The 22,898-nt window shown below is 41.6% G+C and carries 19 protein-coding genes; 14 read left to right on the top strand and 5 right to left on the bottom strand.

The genetic code is table 11. From position 1 onward, the window contains the following. Positions 1-345: 345 nt before the first annotated feature. The 3 genes from QF042_RS22815 to QF042_RS22805 all read left to right on the top strand — a co-directional run bounded on the left by QF042_RS22815 (position 346) and on the right by QF042_RS22805 (position 1,714). On the top strand, positions 346-546 hold the full coding sequence (locus QF042_RS22815) for a hypothetical protein (protein ID WP_307532468.1): 201 nt from the start codon (positions 346-348) through the stop codon (positions 544-546). 25 nt (positions 547-571) lie between these two features. Then, entirely contained in the window at positions 572-766 is a 195-nt protein-coding gene (locus tag QF042_RS22810; RefSeq protein WP_307532467.1) for a hypothetical protein, read from the top strand. Positions 767-940: 174 nt separating this feature from the next. Then, entirely contained in the window at positions 941-1,714 is a 774-nt protein-coding gene (locus tag QF042_RS22805) for a DNA-formamidopyrimidine glycosylase family protein (RefSeq protein ID WP_307532466.1), read from the top strand. 8 nt (positions 1,715-1,722) lie between these two features. On the opposite strand, the gene QF042_RS22800 is transcribed toward QF042_RS22805, so the two are convergent. The 3 genes from QF042_RS22800 to QF042_RS22790 form a co-directional block, all read right to left on the bottom strand. Continuing rightward, on the bottom strand, positions 1,723-1,983 hold the full coding sequence (locus tag QF042_RS22800; RefSeq protein WP_307532465.1) for a hypothetical protein: 261 nt from the start codon (positions 1,981-1,983) through the stop codon (positions 1,723-1,725). 183 nt (positions 1,984-2,166) lie between these two features. After that, a complete protein-coding gene (locus QF042_RS22795) occupies positions 2,167-2,895 on the bottom strand; it encodes a response regulator transcription factor (RefSeq protein ID WP_307532464.1) in 729 nt (242 codons plus the stop codon). Next, positions 2,895-4,307 (bottom strand): sensor histidine kinase KdpD, encoded by a 1,413-nt coding sequence (locus tag QF042_RS22790; protein ID WP_307532463.1) that lies wholly within the window; start codon positions 4,305-4,307, stop codon positions 2,895-2,897. Before QF042_RS22790 ends, QF042_RS22795 begins: the two co-directional genes overlap by 1 nt. Before the next feature lie 159 nt (positions 4,308-4,466). Here QF042_RS22790 and QF042_RS22785 point away from each other — a divergent pair, with 159 nt between their 5' ends. From QF042_RS22785 to QF042_RS22775, 3 genes are read left to right on the top strand one after another with little or no spacing between them, the layout of a single operon-like run. Further along, positions 4,467-5,378 (top strand): alpha/beta fold hydrolase, encoded by a 912-nt coding sequence (locus tag QF042_RS22785; RefSeq protein ID WP_307532462.1) that lies wholly within the window; start codon positions 4,467-4,469, stop codon positions 5,376-5,378. 57 nt (positions 5,379-5,435) lie between these two features. Continuing rightward, positions 5,436-5,867: a RidA family protein gene (locus tag QF042_RS22780; protein ID WP_307532461.1), complete on the top strand. Its 432-nt coding sequence runs from the start codon at positions 5,436-5,438 to the stop codon at positions 5,865-5,867. 27 nt (positions 5,868-5,894) lie between these two features. After that, positions 5,895-6,314, top strand: coding sequence for a cupin domain-containing protein (locus tag QF042_RS22775; RefSeq protein WP_307532460.1), 420 nt, complete (start codon positions 5,895-5,897; stop codon positions 6,312-6,314). Positions 6,315-6,431: 117 nt separating this feature from the next. Here the strand turns inward: QF042_RS22775 and QF042_RS22770 are convergent, their stop codons facing one another. Further along, positions 6,432-6,602: a hypothetical protein gene (locus tag QF042_RS22770; protein WP_307532459.1), complete on the bottom strand. Its 171-nt coding sequence runs from the start codon at positions 6,600-6,602 to the stop codon at positions 6,432-6,434. Between the two features lie 361 nt (positions 6,603-6,963). Further along, positions 6,964-7,554: a GIN domain-containing protein gene (locus tag QF042_RS22765; RefSeq protein ID WP_307532458.1), complete on the bottom strand. Its 591-nt coding sequence runs from the start codon at positions 7,552-7,554 to the stop codon at positions 6,964-6,966. A gap of 464 nt (positions 7,555-8,018) precedes the next feature. Here QF042_RS22765 and QF042_RS22760 point away from each other — a divergent pair, with 464 nt between their 5' ends. The 8 genes from QF042_RS22760 (at position 8,019) to QF042_RS22725 (ending at position 22,872) form a co-directional block, all read left to right on the top strand. Then, a complete protein-coding gene (locus tag QF042_RS22760; protein WP_307532457.1) occupies positions 8,019-8,909 on the top strand; it encodes an ROK family protein in 891 nt (296 codons plus the stop codon). 177 nt (positions 8,910-9,086) lie between these two features. Beyond that, a complete protein-coding gene (locus tag QF042_RS22755; protein WP_307532456.1) occupies positions 9,087-10,295 on the top strand; it encodes a glycoside hydrolase family 88 protein in 1,209 nt (402 codons plus the stop codon). A 271-nt stretch (positions 10,296-10,566) separates the two neighbouring features. Continuing rightward, entirely contained in the window at positions 10,567-12,195 is a 1,629-nt protein-coding gene (locus QF042_RS22750; protein ID WP_307532455.1) for a glycoside hydrolase 43 family protein, read from the top strand. Positions 12,196-12,830: 635 nt separating this feature from the next. Continuing rightward, complete coding sequence (locus QF042_RS22745) at positions 12,831-13,781, top strand: TonB-dependent receptor plug domain-containing protein (RefSeq protein WP_307532454.1); 951 nt, start codon at positions 12,831-12,833, stop codon at positions 13,779-13,781. Further along, positions 13,759-15,993: a SusC/RagA family TonB-linked outer membrane protein gene (locus tag QF042_RS22740; RefSeq protein ID WP_307532453.1), complete on the top strand. Its 2,235-nt coding sequence runs from the start codon at positions 13,759-13,761 to the stop codon at positions 15,991-15,993. Before QF042_RS22745 ends, QF042_RS22740 begins: the two co-directional genes overlap by 23 nt. A 12-nt stretch (positions 15,994-16,005) precedes the next feature. Further along, positions 16,006-17,757 carry a RagB/SusD family nutrient uptake outer membrane protein gene (locus QF042_RS22735; RefSeq protein WP_307532452.1) on the top strand — a complete coding sequence of 584 codons (1,752 nt, stop codon included), beginning with the start codon at positions 16,006-16,008 and terminating at the stop codon, positions 17,755-17,757. Positions 17,758-17,779: 22 nt separating this feature from the next. Further along, the gene (locus QF042_RS22730) at positions 17,780-20,863 is read left to right on the top strand and encodes a TonB-dependent receptor (RefSeq protein ID WP_307532451.1); all 3,084 of its coding nucleotides are present in this window, start codon (positions 17,780-17,782) and stop codon (positions 20,861-20,863) included. 152 nt (positions 20,864-21,015) lie between these two features. Continuing rightward, complete coding sequence (locus QF042_RS22725; RefSeq protein WP_307532450.1) at positions 21,016-22,872, top strand: RagB/SusD family nutrient uptake outer membrane protein; 1,857 nt, start codon at positions 21,016-21,018, stop codon at positions 22,870-22,872. Positions 22,873-22,898: the final 26 nt, after the last annotated feature.

The following is a 22,898-nucleotide window of genomic DNA, read 5'->3' as shown; positions in this document are numbered from 1 at the left end:
AAATAAAAGCGATAGAGATACTAAAGGTGAGATACTTAATCATGATTTGAGGGAGTGCAATTATCTTGTAGACTACTTGTTCGTCAAGCGAAAATAGCAAATTAGAATTGGATTTTATACTCTTATTCGGCAGCTTGATATAAGCGGTGAACTAACTATCCATTTTTATAGTTTGGATCGGGTCCGAGTACTGCGCAACATGAATTGCCATCCTTAAAAAGCAGTGGCTGAAATTCTTCTACCTACTTCGGCAGACTAAACGGGCTGAAATCAGAACTTATGATACAGATATAAAACATTGTTCACTTTGCGCTTGTTTTAAAGTTGTAACCTAATAGAAAAAATATGCCATGGTATAACGGAGATTATCCACCATCCTATAAAAACCAGCCCGCTGCCTTAAGAGAAAAGGCAGTTGAGATTGCGAATGCACTTTTGGGCGAGGGCATGGAAGAAGGGGTGGCGATTGCTACCGGACTAAAACGTGCCAGGGAGCATTTTGAAAAGGAAAAAGATTTGGATGATGATGATTCTTTTAACCGATAGAAATTAATCAATAAAAAATATAATTATGAGGACTGTACACACCATATTTATTGCAGCGGCCTTTTTAGCCTCTGTTTTAACTGCATGCCAGAATCCTTCGGACAGGCCGGTAAAAGGAAACCATAAGAAAGATTACAAGGACACCGTGAAAAAGAGCAGCGCCGATTCTGCTGCATCGCAGCCCAGGGTTGATCCGGGAGATACCGTAAGAAAATACTGATTTAGCTAATCGAAGTAAAGGCTTTGGAAGCCCGGCTGAAAAGCACAGCATAAACCGGGAAGGGAAGATCAGGCATTTGGCTGACGAATCCCGGATTGATGCTGATGAAAAAAGCGTTTATTGCCTTGCATGGTGACTAGATTGCTGAAATTAAAAAAAATATCTGTTTGACTTATGGCCGAATTACCGGATTTAACCGTTTTTGCGCAGATCCTTTCGCGCAGGTTCAAGGGAAAAACCCTTGAAACCCTTGAGGTGAGCATAGCGAAAAAAATAAATGTTACTGCAAAGGAGCTAAAAAAAGCTTTGGAGGGCAGGCAGCTGATCAATGTTGATAGGGTGGGGAAAACCCTCCAGCTATCCTTTTCTGGTTCACAGGTGTTGGGCCTTCACCTGATGCTAAGGGGAGAACTGGTATTAATCGATCAGGATGAGCCGCCAAGGTTCCAGATCCTGGGCTTTCATTTCGAAGGAGGTGAAGCTTTTGCATTGATCGATATGCAGAAACAGGCTACTCCAACTTTGAACCCTGAAAAGGTAGAGGTACCCGATGCGCTGGACATGGATATCGATTATTTTAGGGCTTTGCTTGCCAAAAAAAGAACGGTGATCAAGACCCTGCTGATGGACCAGCACAAGATTCGTGGGATAGGGAATTCCTATAGTGATGAAATTCTTTATCATGCAGGTATTTCGCCGTTTTCAATTGCCGGGGCTATTCCTGAAAAAGCGATAAAAAAACTTTTTAAAAGCATCTCTACGGTTCTTGATAAAGCAATAAAAGAAATTTCTGAAGAGAACGGAAACGAACTCCGCGGGGAATTAAGGGATTTTATGGTTATTCATAATCCTGAACTTAAAGAAACCAGTAAGGGGGAAAAAATACAGACCGGAAAAATAGGCGGACGCAAGACCTATTACACGGATAAGCAGGAACTGTTTGAATGATATTTCGCTTAAACTTTGTAATGCTTTCCACCAAATGGAAAATGAGCTTCCAAATGGTCGGCAATCATATGCAGCATGGGTTCCTCAATGCCTGCGGGGTTTTGGCATAGGTGGAGCAGGTAATGGCTGTCAGGCTGGAAAGCTGCAACAAATTCACCGTCTTTAAAAACCCTTAGCTTACACGTTTCTCCGTTGTGATGAGCATATTCATGAACTTCAAAGTCATGGCGCTGATCATTCATTTCGATTGTCAGTTTATAGTTTTCCATTTATTTATAACCGTTTATTCTGCCAAATGTTTGGCTGCTGTTAGATCTGCTTTCGCCCTGAATGAATGCTGGAATAAATACCCAGGAGAAGCAAGTGTTGTTTAAGATAAGGCGGCAAGATGCCCAAACACTTAAGTTATTGCCAGGATCCTGGAGTATCTGAACGGCAGCTGGAGAAAAAAATCATGATTGTTCCATTCCAGCAACTGAAAATATAAATCCAACCCCATATACGTTGGTGATTTTTACATTTGAGGAAACAGCAAGCAATTTTCGAAGTCTGGAGATAAAAACATCAAGACTTCTTCCTAAGAAATAGTCGCTTTCTCCCCAGATCTGAACCAGGATCTCTTCCCGCCTGGTGATTAGGTTCCGGTTTTTGTTAAGATATTCCAGTAACTCCGCTTCCCGCTGTGTCAATGTTATTGGGATTTGACCGGATATGCTAAGTTCCAGCAAGTCTTTGTTGAGGCATAGGTCACCTATGTTCAGCACATTCGATATTAATTCCTTTTCCCGCTGCGCACGTGGGATTTGATGCCAAATAATGTTATTAATTCTCAGCACCAGTTCATCAATATCAAAAGGCTTACAGATATAATCTATTGCCCCAAGTGTAAGTCCTTTAACCCTGTCGGGTTTCTCCTTGCGTGCGGTAAGAAAAAGAAAGCATGCCTCACGGTTCCAGTCCCTGATTTTTCCAGCAACCTCGAAGCCATCGATATCGGGAAGTTGAATATCGATGATGACCAGATTGTAATCAGCATGATTTTTTTGGTACAGGCTGATGGCTTCTGCTCCAGAACAACACCAATCCACCGAAAAATCCATCAGTTCAAGATACTGCCGGGTCACATTGCCCAGGTCTGTTTCATCTTCCACATAAAGTAGTTTTCTCTTTACAGCCGGCATTAAATTATGATCAAAATTTCGCTTCCCAAACCAATGGTACTTTGCACCTGCATCGTCCAGTTATGGATCTTGATGCATTGCTGAACATAATACATGCCAAGACCTAAGCCACTAACATGTTCCCTGCCCAAATTTTTGCCCCTATAAAACTTATCGAAGAGGTGTTTAATGGTATGTTCTTCCATTCCTATTCCATTGTCTCTTATGCTGATCCTCAAACCATTCGGTGTCCCATCAACGATGATCTGTATTTCCTTAGGTGTTTTATCACTATATTTTATAGCGTTGTCAAAGATGTTTGATATCATGGTAGTAACCCAAAATCTATTCAGCGATACCCGCGTTTCATTATTTATACCCTGGGTATGAAAATATACATTTTTGTCATTCATTTTAATTCGATAGTCCTGGATTACCTCAGTTAAAAGTTGGCAGAAAATAACCTCGTTTTTTTCTATTTCGGTATTAACACGGGTAATGTCCATGACCTGATCGAATAAGGTCTGCAATTGTTTAGTTTGCCTTGCAATAATTTCCGTAAATTCAGTAACACTTTCTTTGCTTTTAAATACTTTTTCATTCTGTATAGCCCGGTTCGCAACCATAATTGTGGAGATAGGGGTGCTGAACTCGTGAGTTATGCTGTTTATAAAATCAGATTTCATGTCCGAGATCTTTTTCTGTTTGGACCAGCTTTTAAATGTAAAGTAATAGACAAAAACGACCAACAGCAAGGCGAATAGGGTAAGTAATAAAACCGGAAGCGCACTTTTGAAAATCTGAGACTGCCTGTCATTGCTGTCGGCAAAGAAAGTAACGTTGATATCATAGCTATAAGGAACGGCGGGGCCCATGGAAACCGAAGTTACGGTGTTTTGTTGTTTGGGCGATTTAAGTTTTCCGCCGATGATATATCCTTGAGCTGACTGTAAATTTGATTCTAAAAAAGGGTATTTCTTCAGATGGTCATATAAAGGGATTGGCTTGTTATCTCTGAACCGCAGGCTGATGCTGTTTATGACAATGAGATACTCAAGCTTATCATTCAGCTTATGTCGTGTTCTTATCTTTTCTAATAGCGAATCGATTGGATTTCTGACCCTTAACTCTTCAAACATAACTGCAAGCAGCGAATCAGTGTACTTGTTGTTTGTTGAACCAGACTTGAGGTATTCACTTTCCAGTGACCGGATATTTTTAATGAGATAGCTGTCGATGAGAGAAAATCCCCCGGAATAGATATTTTCCTTACTAATGTTTTTTACATAAAACTGTTTCAGCTTTTCTTTAACATCGATCTGATATTGTCGGTCCTTTAGTTCAAATGTATTATAGATCAGGTACAGTAAAATCCCGATCAGGATTACAAATCCCGTGAAGGCAGTGAGTTTATACTTCTTGAGTTCGGTCATTTTGCGCTAAAATAATAAAAAATTAAGGCGGTCTGGATCCATTAACATTTTGTTATGATTTCATTAACAGGATTTACAAGAAATGCCGGATAAATTTGCGAACCGATAGGGGCAAACCATATTGCACCATTATAACATCTCTTAACATAATTTATAAAAATGAAAAATTTGACATCAACAATCGGATTGCTGATAACATTATTGACTACCGTTACTACCTACGGACAAACAAACAGGCCAGCTGCGGCGTATGGGCGCGCGGAATATATTGAAGTGGAGAAAAATGTAAAACTTCACGTAACTGACCTGGGCGAAGGCCAGCCTTTAATCTTAATCCATGGCTGGCCGTTAAGCGACGCCATGTACGAATACCAATACGCTTATTTTGTAGAAAAAGGCTTTAGGGTAATAGGCATTACGCTACGAGGATTTGGCCTGTCAGACAAACCCGGAGGTAAATATAATTACGATGTTTTTGCCGATGATATCAAGGTTATTCTTGATAAATTAAAGATCCAAAATGCCACTATTGGCGGATTTTCGATGGGAGGGGCAACAGTGATTCATTATGTGGCTAAGTATAATGGCGCTCACGTATCTAAAATGGCTTTATTTGGAGCAGCTGCACCAATATGGACAAAAAGAGCCGATTTTAACTTTGGGCTTTGGACAAAAGAGGACGTAAACGGATTAATCAAATTGAATAATACAGACAGGCCTCAATTGTTGCAGAACTTTGGTCAGATATTTCCGGCGAACCAGAAAAGTGTTGCTCCAGGCTATGGTGCCTGGTTGGGGACAATCCAGGTGCAAGCCTCACCTTATGCAATGGCAGAAGGTCTTAAGACTTTAAGAGATGAAGATCTGCGTCCTGACCTGAAAAAAATTCAATTGCCTACATTGATTTTACACGGTAAATCAGATAAAATCTGTTCTTATGATTTGGCAGAACAAATGAATAAACTGCTTAAAAACTCCAAACTGGTCCCTCTTGAAAAAAGCGGACATGCCTTATTCATCGAAGAGATGGAAAAATTCAATACTGAGCTTTTGAACTTTATTAAACAGTAAAAACCATAGGATAGATGTAGAACTCAGACGCTACATCTATCCTAAAAATTAAAGGAAATGAACAGAATTGTATTATGGCTATTTCTTATGGTATCTGTTTGCTCCTGTAAACCGTATGCTGGTATAATAAGGTATGCCTTGAGCGAAGAGAATGTACTCTATTCAAAAGCTGTTATTGCCAATGGGTTCCTATATAGTTCGGGCCAATTGGGCATAAATCCCAAAACAAAATTGCTGCAGCCAGATCTGGAATCGCAAACAAGGCAAATCATGGATAATCTAAGGATCTTATTGGAACAACATCATTCAGACATGGAACACCTGGTAAAAATTAATATATATTTAAAAGATATTTCACAGTTAAGGCAGGTAAATGAAATTTATACCAGTTATCTTTCTGAAAGAAAGCCCGCCAGAACATCTGTTCAAATTAACGCTTTACCTCAAGATGCTTTAATCGAAATTGATTGTATAGCACTGGTTCAATAAATTTTAAACCATCAAATTAAAAAAAAAATGAAAGCACATAGAAGTTATTTGTTACACATCATTGCAGCTTTAGGTATGTTTGGCTGCTTAATTTCGAATGAAGCGATAGCACAACAAGCTGGTATTAAGCGTACAGATCTTCAACGACATGATCTTACCGTGCCGGGATATGAAGCCATCCAGGTACGTGTTGACTTTGAACCAGGTAAAGCCTTTGGCCTGCATTCACATCCGGGCGAGGAAATTATTAATGTTTTAGAAGGGGAGCTGGAATATGTAATTGAGGGAGAAAAGCCTGTTGTTGTGAAAGCAGGTGGAGTACTTTTCATTCCCGCTGGGAAAAATCATTCCGCCAGGAATATTGGCAAAGTAAAAGCTTCTGAACTGGCCACTTATATCGTAGTAAAAGGGAAACCGCTATTAACATTAAAAGTGGAGAAACCTTAACTATCAGCTAGATCTGCTTTCCAGTCTGGATATAGCTAAATTCAGTATGAACTAGCTGACGAGATTTAGTTCGGGGATATGCGATTAGACACCGTATCACGGATAGAATTGATCGGGTTATGAAGGGCAGGTGCGTTTTTCCCTGTTTCCAGAAATGATCCAGAAACAGGCCATCCAGCTTAATAAAGCGGTCGAAATCCCTAATTCTGGATCGGCTAAGGTAAATGAAGATAAAATAGCTACAATCGAAATAGCGGAAGCAAATAAATAGGGTGCAAACTTTTTCATATGGGCAGTTATTCAAAAATCAAACCAATAAGGGCAGCTGGCAGTATTAGCTAATCAATATTTCTTTATCCTGACATTTCTACCAAAAAAGTCAGTTTTATGGTGAATGTTCATTTTGCATTTGAATTAAATTATTGTTTTAATTAGACATAAGATGTCCAGATAAACAATCACAATTTATCCATTATTGCGTGAGCGAGTTAATTAAAAAGCAATGCTGCAATGGAGTCATTGTAGCATTGCTTTTTATCTGTTTTTTTGTGATTTTTAGTAGAAAACAGATGTAACCCAGGCAGGTTTTTAGGGCGAACAAAAAAGGCGGTCCGTAAACAGACCGCCTGAACCAAAATATAATTCTTTTTTATTTGCTAAGGGATGCTAGTGCATTTTCAGTGTTTAAGCTGGTTTTTGTATTAGCTGCAATGAATTTATCCATGGTCAGCTTTTGTCCTTTGCTCATTACGAGCATATGGTCGCCAGTTGAACCACTTAAGGTCAAATCAGCGTGATCTTCAATCACAGTATACAATCCTTCAGTCTGTGAGTTTAAGTCTAACGATGCATTTCCGCTTAAGAAAACCTGTAAATATTTAGTATTGATTTTACCCTGTGTTTTCACTTTAGCATTATCCATTGCATGGATGCGGTAGATATCATTTACATAAATGGTAAGTTTTGGATTGCTGTTATCCAAAGCGGTAATTTCTAAACCATCTCCGCTCTGCATTACCTTAACTTTGCCGGTGTTTTCATCTGCATAGCTGATGCCGGTACGGTTTCCCTGTATGATGGTCAGTTCTACATTTCCTTTTACTTTGATACGTTTGAAGCTTAATGCTTTTGGAGCGTGAACAGGTTTGATGGTTTCGGCTGCGTTAGTTGATAATACTGCTGAAGTAGATAATACTAATGCCAAAGATGATGCGAATAATGTTTTGAATAAAGTTTTCATATGCTTGAGTTTTTAATTTTTATAATGTTTTTATTGATTGTTATGATATTGAGACGCGCAACCACTGGAAACGTTTCAGCGCAAATCACAGCTTTATACCAGCTGTTGAAGCTAATCGACAAACGCCAGGAATTCAGAGACAAAAAGATGGTGGTCTCCGGGGATTTTCTACGTTTTCTTTCCTGAATGGATGAAGTAGATTCTTTTTTTACTTTGAATAAGCCTTATCGTTATCTATGTGGTGATGCTTCTCCTTTCCAACGTCAATCAAATCTATGAGGAGACCTAAGATTTTTACTGGTTTTTAACGTGAGCTTTTTAGGAGCGATAGCGGACGCTGGATTAATGGTTTACGGTTAGGAAATAAAATCTGAAAGAGTATTGAACAGCATTTTTTATGTCTCTGTTCATATGGCAGATACTGTCGCTACGGTATAGACTGTGTCATGAAAAACTTCAATTAAATGAATAGAAAAACAAAGCCACTTATGATAGGTGTTGATATCGGTGGCTCACACATTACAGCTGCAATCATTGATTTTCAGTCGCATTCAGTTATAGCTCACTCACGTGTGCGCAGTCATGTGAATACGCATGGCACAAAAGAAGATATATTGGCCACATGGATCGGCGTACTTAAAAATATTATCGGAAGTCATTCCAGCGACCAGATTCTTTTGGGAATTGCTATACCAGGCCCGTTCGATTATGCAAATGGGATATCGTTGATCAGGAACATGAACAAATACGAATCGCTGTATCTTGTGGATATTAAGGCCGTTTTGATTGAGCACCTGGGGCTGCCACCGGAGAATATTATTTTTAGAAACGATGCAGAAGCTTTTCTCCATGGAGAAGTTAACGCGGGTAATGCTTTGGGATTCGACAGGGTTATAGGGATTACATTGGGTACTGGCCTGGGGTCGGCAGTAAGTATTGCCGGTAAAACCACCGATGCAAACCTGGGGGTTAGTTCATTTAAGAACGGGATAGCAGAGGATTATATTTCTACCAGATGGTTTGTGAAACGTTATGAAGAACTTTCCGGAAAGAAAGTAAAAGATACAAAAGCGCTCGTCGATTTGTATGATAGTGATCCTGTAATCCCCGTACTCTTTAATGATTTTGCCAGAAACCTTGCAGACTTTCTTTTTCCTTTTACCGTGGCGCACGATGCAGAAGTGATCATCATTGGAGGAAATATTGCCAAAGCACATTCTTTGTTTCTAGGCACGACCCAGAACTCACTCCATCAGCAGGGAATTCGGGCTGAACTGAGGATAACTGGATTATGGGAAGACGCTGCAATGCTTGGCGTTGCTTACTCACATGCAGCAGGAACTTTGGCTTCATAAAAAGACGGTTTGCATTCTCTTACTGATCTCATTTAAGAAGAAGGGTACTTTCTGCTGCCAAGAGAAACAGGTATTCCAATAATGGTCACTAACGAGGCCTTATGATATCTGAAAATCTTTTACAGCTCGTTCGGATTTAATGAGTATATCTTTCTTTATTTATTGTCTAGGTAATATATGCAGAATACGAAATATATAACTTTTGCGATCATTACCTTACTGTTTTTTTCAGGCAAACCTGTTTCGGCGCAGATTAATGCGGCCAGACAGCTGGCTTACTGTACGGAACAGGTAAAAAAGACTTTAAAAATTATTCCCCAACAGGCTGATCATATTCCAAGGAGCATTGTTCCTGGTTCATCCAAATGGAAGTTTGTAGGGTATAAAGACTGGTGCAGTGGTTTTTGGCCAGGCATATTATGGTATAGTTACGAGGCGAACCGATCAAGCGTGTTTTTATCAAAAGCAAAGGCTTTTTCCTCAGCGCTTATACCGCTTTCGCAGCAGCCGGCTTTCGATCATGACCTGGGTTTCCAGATATTCAACAGTTATGGGAACGGATACAGGATTACCAAGAACCCTGAATATAAAAAGATTATACTCAAAACAGCGGATACGCTGGCCACCCTATTTAACCCAAAGGTGGGTACCATCCTGTCATGGCCAAGGGAGGTTCCCGGGATGCAGTGGACACAGCATAATACCATTATTGATAACATGATCAATCTGGAAATGCTTTTTTGGGCATCCAGGAATGGGGGTGGGAAAAGATTGTATGATATTGCTTTTTCTCATGCCAACATTACCATGAAAAACCATTTTAGACCTGATTATTCTGCCTACCATGCCGTCATTTATGACCGTAAAACGGGTAAAAAAATTAAAGGACTAACCCACCAGGGATATGCTGACGACTCGATGTGGGCGCGAGGCCAGTCATGGGCCATTTATGGATATACCATGTGTTTCCGCGAGACTGGTAATCCTGCATTTCTTGAATTTGCCCAAAAAGTAAGCGATGTTTATCTGGCCAAATTGCCAGCAGATGGAATCCCTTATTGGGATTTTAATGATCCTTCTATTCCCAATGCGCCAAAAGATGCATCTGCAGCGGCAGTGGTTGCATCCGGGCTATTAGAACTTTCTACTTTTGTTAATAACAAGGCCAAATCACAAAAATACAGGAAAGCTGCCGAGCTCATGCTCACCTCCCTTTCTTCATCAGCGTACCAGAGCAGAAATAAAAATACAGCCTTTTTATTGCATTCAACAGGCCATCAGCCTAATGGATCGGAAATAGATACGTCGATCATATACGCAGATTACTATTACATTGAGGCGCTGTTGAGATTGGACAAACTTCAAAAAGGAAGGAAGCTAAATTAAACCTTTAGTATAAAAATAACCGGTATAACGCGCTCACCGGAATATTGCTGGGCGGGACGTCTGATTTAATTTCTTGCTGCCATTTTTTTCATATTTAGTTTTAGTCGATTTATATGCCTGGAGCAACCAGAATACCGAGACTTAATTCAACAGTCCCACCCACAATATTTTAAATGAAGTTGTTGCTCCAAAATGAATTTAGGAAACCTGTTCAGGTTTCAACATTACGATAACCGCAACAGGATGGGTCACTCCTTAATAATGATGTAAAATGAAAATAGTACAATATGCTTTAATCATACTTTTAATCTTAGGTGCTCACCAGGGCTATGGTCAGGATAATTTATCAAAAGTATGGACTGCCGACCTGGGAAACGGGACATATAAAAATCCGGTTATACATGCTGATTATTCTGATCCGGACGCCATCAGGGTTGGAGCGGATTACTATATGACTGCATCCAGTTTTAATTGTATTCCAGGCCTTCCCATTTTACATTCCAGGGATCTGGTAAACTGGAAATTGGTAAACCATGCGCTCAAAGTTCAGGAACCCGCTGAAGTTTATGATATTCCACAGCACGGCAAGGGGGTATGGGCACCTAGTATAAATTACCATAAAGGCGAGTTTAGGATCTATTATCCGGATCCGGATTATGGGATTTTTATGGTCAGCACTAAAAACCCGCTTGGAACTTGGGAAAAACCTGTCCTTATTCTTAAGGCCAAGGGAATTATAGATCCAAGCGTATTCTTTGATGATGATGGACAGACCTATCTGGCTGTAGCATGGGCAGCAAGCAGGGCCGGTGTAAATAGCCTGTTGACCGTTTTTAAGATGAACAGTGATGGCACACAGGTAGAAGATGAGGGAAGACACGTTTTTGACGGACATGGTAAAAACCATACAGTAGAAGGACCGAAGTTTTATAAACGAAATGGGTATTATTATCTTTTTGCGCCTGCAGGTGGAGTAGCTACAGGCTGGCAACTTGTACTGCGTTCAAAAAACATATATGGTCCTTATGAGGAGCGTAAGGTTATGGAGCAGGGTAAAACAGCGATTAATGGTCCGCATCAGGGGGCTTTGATCCGTACGCCAAAGGAAGAATATTGGTTCCTCCATTTTCAGGATAAGGGGCTTTATGGTCGTGTAGTTCACCTTCAGCCTGTAACCTGGAAGAATGACTGGCCGGTTATCGGGTCAGATGAGGATGGCGACGGAATAGGAGAACCGGTTTCTGTTTACCCTAAACCATCGGTTTCAGGAACTTTTTCAATCTCTGCACCATCAGAAAGTGATGAATTTAATGGCAGCGAGCCGGGGCTGCAATGGCAGTGGCACGCCAATAAAAAAATACAATGGTCGGCAATGATCCCTAATAGCGGGTATCTAAGACTTTTTGCTTTTCCCGGTTTACAAATGGAAAAAGGTCTGTGGAATGTACCGAACCTGCTCCTCCAGAAGTTTCCTGCACCTACTTTTACTGCTACCACCAAGCTCAGCTATAATGTAGAATGGGATACCTGGCAAGAAAAAAAGACCGGTCTGCTCGTTATGGGAAATGACTATTCCTATCTCTCTGTTTATAAAAACGAAAAAGGATTCCAGATTGGGCAGGTCATCTGTAAAGACGCTCCTAATAACGGAATCGAACAGGTTTTGGCGCAAAAACCATTGAAGTCTGGTACCGTTTATCTTCGGGCCGAGCTTGCTCAGGAAGGAATGGTGACCTTTTCATACAGTGAAGATGGCCAGCTGTACCACAAAATAGGAGAGACATTTAAAGCCCAGCCTGATAAGTGGATCGGCGCAAAAATCGGGATTTTCTGTACAAGCGGGAGCGGGGTACGTACCGGAGGCTATGCTGATTTCGATTATTTTAGGATAACCAGATAGTTGTGAATGCCAGCATTGCTAATCTATTTTACGGAAGGTTCTATAAATGCATAAACTGCGCATTGTCATCCTGAGGGTTAATTTATTGTAATAAAAATCAATATAAATAACAGGATTTGAAGAAAGTGAATAGTGTTTAGGTATCGTCATTTCGACCGTAGTGGAGAAATCTTTTAACATAGTTTAAAGATTTCTCCATTCCACTACGTTCCAGTCGAAATGACGCCCAATTTTAGAAATCTGTCATTGATAGCCTATCGAAGACCTTTTAAGTAATCGAAAACAAAAGAAAACATTTGTCCTTCGACAGGCTCAGGATGACAATGTTTTTTGTTTTCTCCTTAACTAATGACATTGGGCTCAGGATGACAACTATATTTATGATAAGCCTCTTTAATTTTTAAGCTTACCATGTGTTTGTTCAATTTTTTTCTCCCTAAATGAGTATCAAGTAAAGTCAACTGTGTCTATAAAGGGTCGGTACCCTATGCCCGGCCAAACCAAATAATTTTTATGAGATCAAACGCTATTCCGATGCGGCGCACTTGTTGATGCCCGATCATTTGGGCACCCATTACAGGCAAGAAGGCCTGGCCCTCCAGTCCTAATTTATGCTAACCATTTAAATATCATTTATGATAAACGATTACATTTTAGATAAGAAAAGCCTTGCATTAGGTTTTGTTTTTCTATTCCTTAATGCCTATAGTTTTGCGGCAAACCGACTTCCCCAGAACCATAAAGTTACTGAAAAGATTTTTTTGGATTCACTGAAAGGAACCATAGTAGATAATAATGGAAAGCCTTTAAAAGACGTAAAAATTTCCAATACCATAAGTGGAACCGTTGTATTTTCCAGTATCAATGGATATTTTGCTCTGTCGGGAACAATAGGCGATAAGTTAAAATTTGAACATCCTGATTTTTATACCCTTGAAAAGATATATACAGCTGAGAAAAGATCATTATGGGTTCAGCTCGCCGGACGTTACCTTCCTTCGAAGGATATTAACGGGATAAATCCGAAGGATTCTCTGGCAGTTGACAGGGCTTCGGTTGAAGTGCTGCATGGGCGCCAGTTAAAGGAAAACCTTCTTCAGTCTGTAGCTTCTGTTAATACCAACCAGCTTAACACTACTCCGGCATCTCAGTTTCTTCAGGCATTGCCCGGAAGGATTGCTGGCCTGAACATCGGTTTTACCAGCGGTGGGCCCGGACTTGATGGAAATGGCGTAAACTATAATGTAAGATCAGCACTTGGTGCAAACATCATCCTGATTGATGGCGTGCAACGTCCCTATATTTCTATCGATCCAGATCAGATAGAGTCTGTTTCTGTTTATAAGGATGCCCTTGCTACGGTAATGTACGGTATGCGCTCTTCAAACGGGATTATTGCCATTACAACAAAGAAAGGTGATAAGGGAGCTCCCCGAATTTCATTTTCTGCACAAGGGGGAATCGAAAGACCTATTGTCCTTCCAAAATCCCTTGATGCCGCCAGCTATGCCATGCTTTACAACGAAGCCAAACAGAACGATGCACCGCTTGGCGTAACCTTTATTGCCCACCTATTCTGCCAATGATATTGCCCTGTATCAGAATGGAACAGACCCATTCCGCCACCCAAACATTGACTGGTACAATACCGTGTTAAAAAAACAGTCTTATATCAATCGGTATAATTTTAATGTTCAGGGCAGTGGTAAAGGGTTCAGGTATTTTGTTGATCTCGATAATTTAAAAGAAACAGGCCTTTTTAAAACGGATGATTCCTTAAATACCTATAATACAAATGCCCAACTCGACAGGTACATTGTAAGAAGCAACCTTGGAGTTGATCTGACTAAAACGACAGTAATGCAACTGAATCTTTTTGGCCGCATCGCCAAGAACAACCAGCCCGGAGGTAGCACCGCAACGGTATTTTCCGGACTTGCAGCCACCCCTAATAATGCCTATCCGATCTATAATCCTAATGGTACGTTAAGCGGAACGAGTACCTTTGCACAAAATGCCAACCTCTATGGTCAGATCTTACAACGCGGATACCAATTTCAGGATTCACGAGATGTATCGGTTGATCTTCAGTTAACGCAGCGCCTTGATGTTTTTATCCCCGGACTTTACGCCAAAATCCAGGGGTCTTATAATAATTCAACATTATATAATACCGATAGATCTAAAAACTTTGCCTCGTTCCAATATAACGCCAATAATACCTATACTGCAGTAGGAACCATTTCTGCTCAGGGAACAACCGGTACCCCAGGTGTTCGTAGCCGCGTAATCTACACCGAAGCCGACCTTGGTTATGAGCGCAGTTTTGGAAAACACAATGTATCTGCCCTGGCCTTAAGAAACCAGCAGAGTACCACGCAATTTGATGCCGGAACCCTTCCGGAAATTTATACCGATTATGCGACAAGACTGACCTATAATTATGACCAGAAATATTTATTCGAGGCTGCAGGAAGTTATGCCGGGTATAACTGGTTCGCGCCTAACCAGCGTTGGGCGCCCTATTGGGCACTTGGCACAGGTTGGAATCTTCATAACGAAGCATTCATTAAAAACAACCTGAAATGGATAAGCAACCTTAAACTTCGCGGTACATATGGCCAAACCGGACAGGCCAATGCCGGGTATTACAGTTATATACAGGGCTACTGGACCCCAGGTTCCAATACCAACAACAATGATGGCTATTATTTTGGAAACACGGGGGTAGGGGTAACCAGAAGTACAGGCGAAAACGGACTGGCCAATCCTGACCTTGCTTCTGAAAAAGCCCGGAAAACGAATATTGCCCTTGATCTCGGTTTCTGGAATAACAAACTATCCATTACTGCCGAATATTTCAACAACAGATTTTTTGACCTGGTTGGAGCGGTTGGAACAAAAACCAATATATTGGGTAACAGCTATCCGAACAAAAACCTTTATATCTACAACTATAAAGGTTCTGACCTCTCGTTAACCTATCAGGATAATATCAGAAATTTCAATTTCTTTATTACAGGTAATTTCTCAATCGTCCAGTCGAAAGTGATATTCATAGATGAAATACCTAGAAATTATGATTATCAGCGACAAACAGGAAACCAGGTAGGAATTATTTATGGTTATACGGCAATGGGGCTTTTTCAAAGCCTGGCAGAAATCAACGACCCTTCAACAGCTGTACTGGCTGCCACTCCTAAATCTTCGCTCAGACCAGGTGATATCCGTTATCTCGACAGAAACGGAGATGGAATTATTAACGAGAACGACCGGGGACCAATCGGCAGCGGTAAGCCAACGGTTTATTATGGGGCCACGATCGGATTTAACTTTAACGGATTTGATTTCAGTGCACTTCTTCAAGGCGTGATGAACCGCCAGACTGCCTTAGGTGGAACAACCGGACAATATGGAGATTTTTATAACGGATTTGGTAACGGTGGTGCTGCAAATGCTTTTGAATTCAATCTCGGCCGCTGGACTCCTGAAACAGCCGCCAGTGCTACGCAGCCACGCTTGTGGTTAGGTTCTAACGTAAACAACCAGCAGGTATCTAGCTATTGGCTTCAGAATACAAGCTTTGTCAGGTTGAAAAATGTAGAGATCGGTTATACACTGCCATCGCATCTTACCAGGAAAATTGGTGTACCATCCATCCGCATTTTCAGTAACGGATTGAACCTTGTAACCTGGTCGCCACTTTCAAAGTTCAGGGATGATGTTGATCCCGAATCGCTGAACCCCACCTATCCGATGTTAAAGGTTTTCAATTTTGGAATCAATGCCAGGTTTTAATCAAAAAATGATATGAAAAAATTAGTTATAAATACAATACTTACCTTTCTTCTGATTTCATCAATATCATGCAAGAAAGTACTTGAAGATCATCCCCTTAATATTACCACCGAGGATTATATATGGGACAAAACCGATGCAACCGGTGCCTATGCCCAGGCCTGGGTGATTAAGATCTATTCGCAGCTACCCACCGGATACATACGGCTGAACAGCATGGAGCTGGATTGTGCCTCAGGAGATGCCGTACCAAGCAACAGGGCAAACGCGGTTTGGAATGTAATCAATGGTGGATATAATGCTATCAGCACCTTTGATGATAACTGGTCAAACAGTTACAGTGCCATCCGCAAGGCCAACATATTCCTGAACAATTATCAGCAGGTTCCCTGGAGCGATCCCACTTTACCAAAATGGTTGGCCGCCGAGGTACGCACCATGAGGGCATTTTTCTATTATGAAATGGTTAAGCGTTTTGGTGGTATACCCTTATTAGGCGAAAAGGTTTATGGCCCCAATGATCCTGAACTGCTCCAATTAAAACGCAATAGTTTTGCCGAATGTATCAATTACATTCTTTCAGAACTTGATGCAGTAAAAGATCAGTTGCGCCCTGATGCCTCTTTAGCCAGCCGGGGAAATGGTAACGGTGTTGCTGAAGGGACGGACAATGATGCCGGACGTATGCGCCCGAGTATTGCCCTGGCCATAAAGGCAAAGGTATTGCTTCTGGCAGCCAGTCCACTCTTTAATCCTTCTGCTACTCCTTCGTTAGATTTTACAGGATATCCTACCTACGATCCGCAAAGATGGAAAAATGCAGCTGATGCCATGAAGACCATAATGGATATGAATATGTTTGCCTTAGAGCCAAACCGCTATATATTGAATACTACGCATGTGAATAAGGAATTTGTTTTTATGCGTTTCGGTGCAAGTTATCAAACAACCTGGGGCAACCTGATTTCTCCGGTAGGTTATACGGTTGGAAATGTGGTAAGCAGTGGTATTGTGAGTCCGACTCAGGAACTGGTTGATGCTTTCCCAATGGCTAACGGAAAAGCAATCTCCGATCCTAATTCAGGCTACAATGCAGCAAATCCATACAACAGCCGCGACCCCCGGCTTGCACAAACTATATTCTTTAATGGGACCACCTGGCTTAGAAGAGCGGTGCAAACTTATGAGGGGGGGCTGGATAAACCCAATAGCAGTAATGTTGCAGGAGGGATTCAGACCCAAACAGGATATTATCAAAAAAAGTTTTTGGCACAGGACGATAATAACACCGCTTTTACTGCAACAATGTATCACCCTGGGGTTACCCCAACTTTCTGTATCATCAGATATGCCGATATATTGCTCAACTATGCCGAAGCGCAGAATGAATTTTCAGGTCCCGATGCAACCGTTTACTCGGCTGTGAACGCCATTAGGCAACGTGCCGGACTCAATCCGTTTGTACTTCCAACCGGATTGAGCAAAGAGCAGATGCGAGAGGTGATCCGCAACGAATGCAGACTGGAATTTGCATTTGAAGAACGCCGTTTTTATGATATCCGCCGCTGGAAGATTGCCAAAGATGTTTATGGCACTGGGTCGTTACACGGCGTCAATATCATCAAAAATGCCGATGGTTCTTTTACCTATAGTCAAACAACGGTTGCCACACCCTTTTTCAATGCTTCCAGCATGTATCTTTTGCCGATAGCCAATAGTGAGATTCTGGCCAATCCCAATATCGTTCAAAACCCAAACTACTAATTGATAACAATAAATATCCGTTATGAAATTTATAAAGATAATGTGCCTGTTTATCCTGGTCGCTGCTGTCACAAAACTACAGGCCCAGGTTAGGGCTGTAACTGGCCAGATCCTGGATGAAATGAATCTTCCAATGCCTGGTGTTACGGTTTCCGAAATCGGGAACCTGCGCAATGGTACAATCAGCGATGAGAACGGGAATTTTGTGCTCACGCTCAAATCGGCGAACAATGCCATCCAGTTTAGCACAGTGAGTTATATTACCCTCACACAACAGGCGGTTAGCGGCAAAAAAATGACGGTAAGGATGAAGCCTGATACAAAGGGGCTTGATGATATCGTAGTGGTGGGATACAGTACGCAGAAAAGGATCACCAATCCAGGGGCAGTAAGTTCTATAAAAGCTGCGGAGATTGAGAATATCCCGACATCCAGTATCCAGAATACACTGGCTGGCCGATTGCCCGGATTTACAGCAATTCAGCGTAGTGGACAGCCAGGTTCGGATGCAGCCGAATTTTTTATCCGTGGCGTAAATTCAATCAACAATGATAACCAGCCACTGATTATTGTAGATGATATACAGTACACCTATGCGCAGGTGGCACAGCTCGATCCCAATGAGATTGAAACGATAACCATTTTAAAAGATGCATCCACAACTGCAATTTACGGGGTTAGGGGCGCGAATGGCGCTATGGTGATCACCACCAAACGTGGGATGATATCAAAACCTTCGATTAACGTTTCCACCCAGTTTGGTGTGAACCAGGTGATCCAGTATCCCAACTATCTTGATGCCTATGCAACAGCAGTACTTCAGAATGAGGCCTATATTAATGATAGTTATAAACTGACCTCGCCACTTACCCTGCCCTGGACAGCTGCGGACCTGAAAATGTTTAAGGAGGGTTCTGATCTCTATGGACACCCGAATGTGAACTGGCAGCAAGAACTGTTAAAAAACAGTTCGACCCAAAGCAACTACAATGTCGATATCCGCGGAGGCAACAGTAAAGTGAAATATTTTACATCTTTCGGTTATTTTAAGCAGAATGGACTTTTGCGCGATTTTACTCCAACCAATCCAAATGATGTTGGGGTTGAACCTAATTATTTTTATAACAGGATCAATTTCAGGTCAAATCTGGATATCACCCCAACCAAAACACTGAATATCCGGTTTGATTTAAACGGACGTTTTGAGACTGTAAATACGCCCAATGGCCCTATTGATGGTGATGGACTATTTAAGGAACTAATTTCTTTTAGAAATCTTTCGGCGTTTTCTATGCCATTGATCAATCCTAACGGCACATACGGTTATGCAAACCAGAGCTGGGGAAATGGTAATGTAAATCCGGTGAGCAGATTGGCCAACAGTGGCTATAAACGCAATTACAATAATAATTTTAATATTGTTGCGGGTGCAAACCAGAAACTTGATTTTCTTGCCCAGGGGCTTGAAGCGAAAGTAAACATATCCTACGCAAGTACGATTAATGAACACCGTTTCCTTCAGCGGGGACCAGCCAGTTTACCTGCATTTTACTACAACTCCGCAAATAATACCTATACCACCAAAGGCAATAACCAATTTCCTGTATTTGGGCAAAATATCGGGAATGATGCTTTTAACAATTCAGTAAATAGCCAGTTCTCTCTTAATTATGATCACAATTTTGGTATTCACCGCGTTTATGCTCTCGCACTGATTAATGATATCAGTACCGTGTCAGGAGGAAATGTACCATTAAACTTTAGGGGGATTTCGGGAAGATTAGGTTATAATTTTAAACAAACCTATGGCGTTGAGTTTGATGTTGCCAGGAATGGCAATGACCTTTTTCGTGAAGAGCAGCGTTATGGGGTTTTTCCTTCCATTTCCGGGTTCTGGAACCTTGGTGAAGAAAAGTTCTTCAAAAGACTGTTTCCTTTTATCGATCTTTTCAAGTTGAGGGGCTCTTACGGCCTGACCGGTAGTGATAACGGTTATCCTACTGTTTTAACCTCCATTGCGTACACATTACCGGGATCGGGTACACTTTTCGGAAATGGAGCAACAGAGGGGGCATTGATCAATTCTGATGTAACCTGGGAAAAATCAAGAAAGACCGATGTAGGAGTAGACATTAATATGTTTGAAGGTAAACTCACCATGTCTGCCGATTATTTTTATGAATACCGGTATGATCAGCTAATCTCGCAGGGTGCCATATCTGCCATAATTGGGCAGGCTGTTCCGAGGAGGAACGTCGGCATTTCTGATAATAAAGGTTTTGAGGTTGAATTTAATTACCGCGATAAAATCGGTGCCGTGTCCTATTCCATAGGTGGCAATCTTTCACACTTTAAAAATAAGATCATTTATATCAGTGAGGCACCAGATTATCCATACCTGGCACAAACTGGCCGGCAGATCGGTTTAACAAAGGGTTACCAGTTTACAGGCTTTTATCAGGTTGCTGATTTTGATGCAAACGGGTCTGTAAAACCAGGGGTGGCCTACCCGCTCTGGAGTACCATTCAACCCGGTGATATGAAATATGCAGATCTTAACAACGATGGCTTTATTACAGCAGCCGATCAGACCTTTTTGGCCCAACCCAATATTCCAACTTATACCTATGGTATTAACCTTGGGCTGAATTATAAGGGATTTTCATTGCGTGCACTTCTACAGGGCGCTCTTGGCTATTCTATTAACGTTTTTGCTGAAGGAACCGATATCTTTAACGGTGTACCACAACCACTGCAGCTTCAAAGCTGGAGTCCCAATAATCCTGATCATGCCATTTTTCCGAGGATCGGTTTTAATAATAATATTAACAACAGAACCTGGCAAACCATATCAGACTTTAGTCTTTCTCCGGGGAGTTATATCCGCTTGAAATCACTGGAGTTTGGATTTCAGGTACCAAAACAATGGGTGGCCAGAACCCGGTTTATTCAGAGTTGCAGGATTTATTCAGCAGGCTATAATCTGCTAACCATCAGAGATACGGGTAAATTTCAGGTAGATCCTGAGATTGCCAGAGGGAGCAATGCCGGAACAGCGTATCCCATTACTGCAAATTACACATTTGGCCTCCAGGTAGGTTTTTAATTTAAAAGAATCAGAGATGAAACCATTATGAGCAAACGCTCACAAACAGCAATAAACCAGGCTTGCGAGCTCTTGAACACCTATAAAGAAATAAACAAAGGGTGAAAAATATGCGCATGATAGCTTCATTACTGATAAAAAAATATATTCCAATGAAAAATTTTATTTCAATGTATAAAAATAAGGATATCAATCCGCTGGGGGCGATCACCAGAGCAGGAATACTTTGTGTATGGACTGCCGGGCTTCTGGCCAGTCTGTCTTCATGTAAAAAATCAGGTTTTCTTGACCAGAAAACATTGAGCCAGATTGATGAGAATACTGTTTTTACGGATAGTTTAAATAGCTGGAACTATGTAAACAGCAGGTATAGCAACCTAACTTATTCATGGGAACCGACAAGGTGGGGAAGAGGGGGAGTGGATGCGGCAAGTGATGAAGTACAGGCGGCAAATGCACCTACCGAACAGCATGCCTATTGGGCAGGTGGGGCAGTAAATCCAAGTAACGTAAGTTCGGAGATATGGACAACCACATGGCAGCAGGTGCGTGCGGTTAATATATTCCTTAAGAATCAGTCGCGTATTCCCATGACTGAAAATACCAAAAAACTTCTTGAAGGGCAGATGCGCTTTTTAAGGGCATGGTACTATGCAACTATGCTCAAAACTTATGGCGGATTCCCGCTAATAGATAATACGATATTCAGCGATAGCGACGTAATAGACCTGTCAAGGAATACCTATGCAGAATGCCTGAACTATATTATTTCAGAATGTGATGCTGCTGCTAATCTGCTACCTTTAGATTTTGTTATTGCTTCGGGCAATCTAGGAAACTATGGCAGGGTTACAAAAGGAGCAGCGCTGGCATTGAAGGCCCGTTTACTTTTATACGCGGCGAGCCCTTTAATTAATGCTTCAAGAGGAGACGACCCTGCGCACCTGGTTTCTTTCGGTAATGCTGATCCCAACCGCTGGAAAGCTGCAGCCGATGCTGCGCAGGCAGTCATCAATCTCGGTCAATATACTTTGTTTAGAAGGGTAACGCCATTTTTCTATAATCAGTTCCTAAATGGGCTCACTGCTACAACACCGAATTCGGAAGCGATCTTTTCTTATTTGCCAGCTACCAGTACGCCAAATAACATGATCAGGGAGACACTGGCAAACCCTGCAACCAGAGGAACCAGATATCAGACTGGTGGCCCAAGTTGTTTTCCGCTCCAGGAACTTGTTGATGCCTTTGGTATGGCAAACGGTAAGGCAATTGATGATCCTACATCAGGTTATCCCGGCATAGGGAACAATATGTACCTCAACCGCGACCCACGTTTTTATGCCACAATTACATACAATGGAGGCTTACGTTTTCTCAGTGGCAAAGCAACCGACCAGCCAGTTTGGACCTATACCGGTGACATACCTGCATCATCTACGAATGATGCGGCAATAGCTGGTGCACGTACTGATGGAATTTATACTTCAACGGGAACCAGTACCGGTTATTTCGCCTATAAAATGCTTGCCAATAATGTGGCTAATGGAGGAGTGGAACTTAACCGTCCGAGAATACTCATCCGCTATGCTGAAATTCTTTTAAATGCTGCTGAAGCAAACAATGAATTTGCCGGGCCTTCACCGCAGATTTATACCTGGCTGAAGGAAATTCGTGACCGTGCCGGAATTGCCCCCGGTGCCAATGGGATGTACGGAATGAATTCAAATATGACACAATCGGAAATGAGATTGTTTCTGCAGCGCGAGCGGCAGGTAGAACTTGCCCTTGAAGAACATCGTTTCTGGGATGTGCGAAGATGGAAAACTGCACCCCAGGTACTCAATCAGGATCTTCATGGGATGGAAATTACCAGAGCCGCCAATGGAAGTTATAGCTATAGAACTATTGTGGTGAGAAAAAATGTATTCAGAGATAACATGTATTTCTTCCCAATTCCGCAGGCCGAACTCACTAAATCTGCTGCGCTAAAACAAAACCCAGGCTATTAACATATTTCTCATTTAGAATATAAAAT

Source organism: Pedobacter sp. W3I1 (assembly GCF_030816015.1).
Lineage (GTDB): Bacteria > Bacteroidota > Bacteroidia > Sphingobacteriales > Sphingobacteriaceae > Pedobacter.
This window is presented reverse-complemented; position numbering and strand designations above follow the sequence as displayed.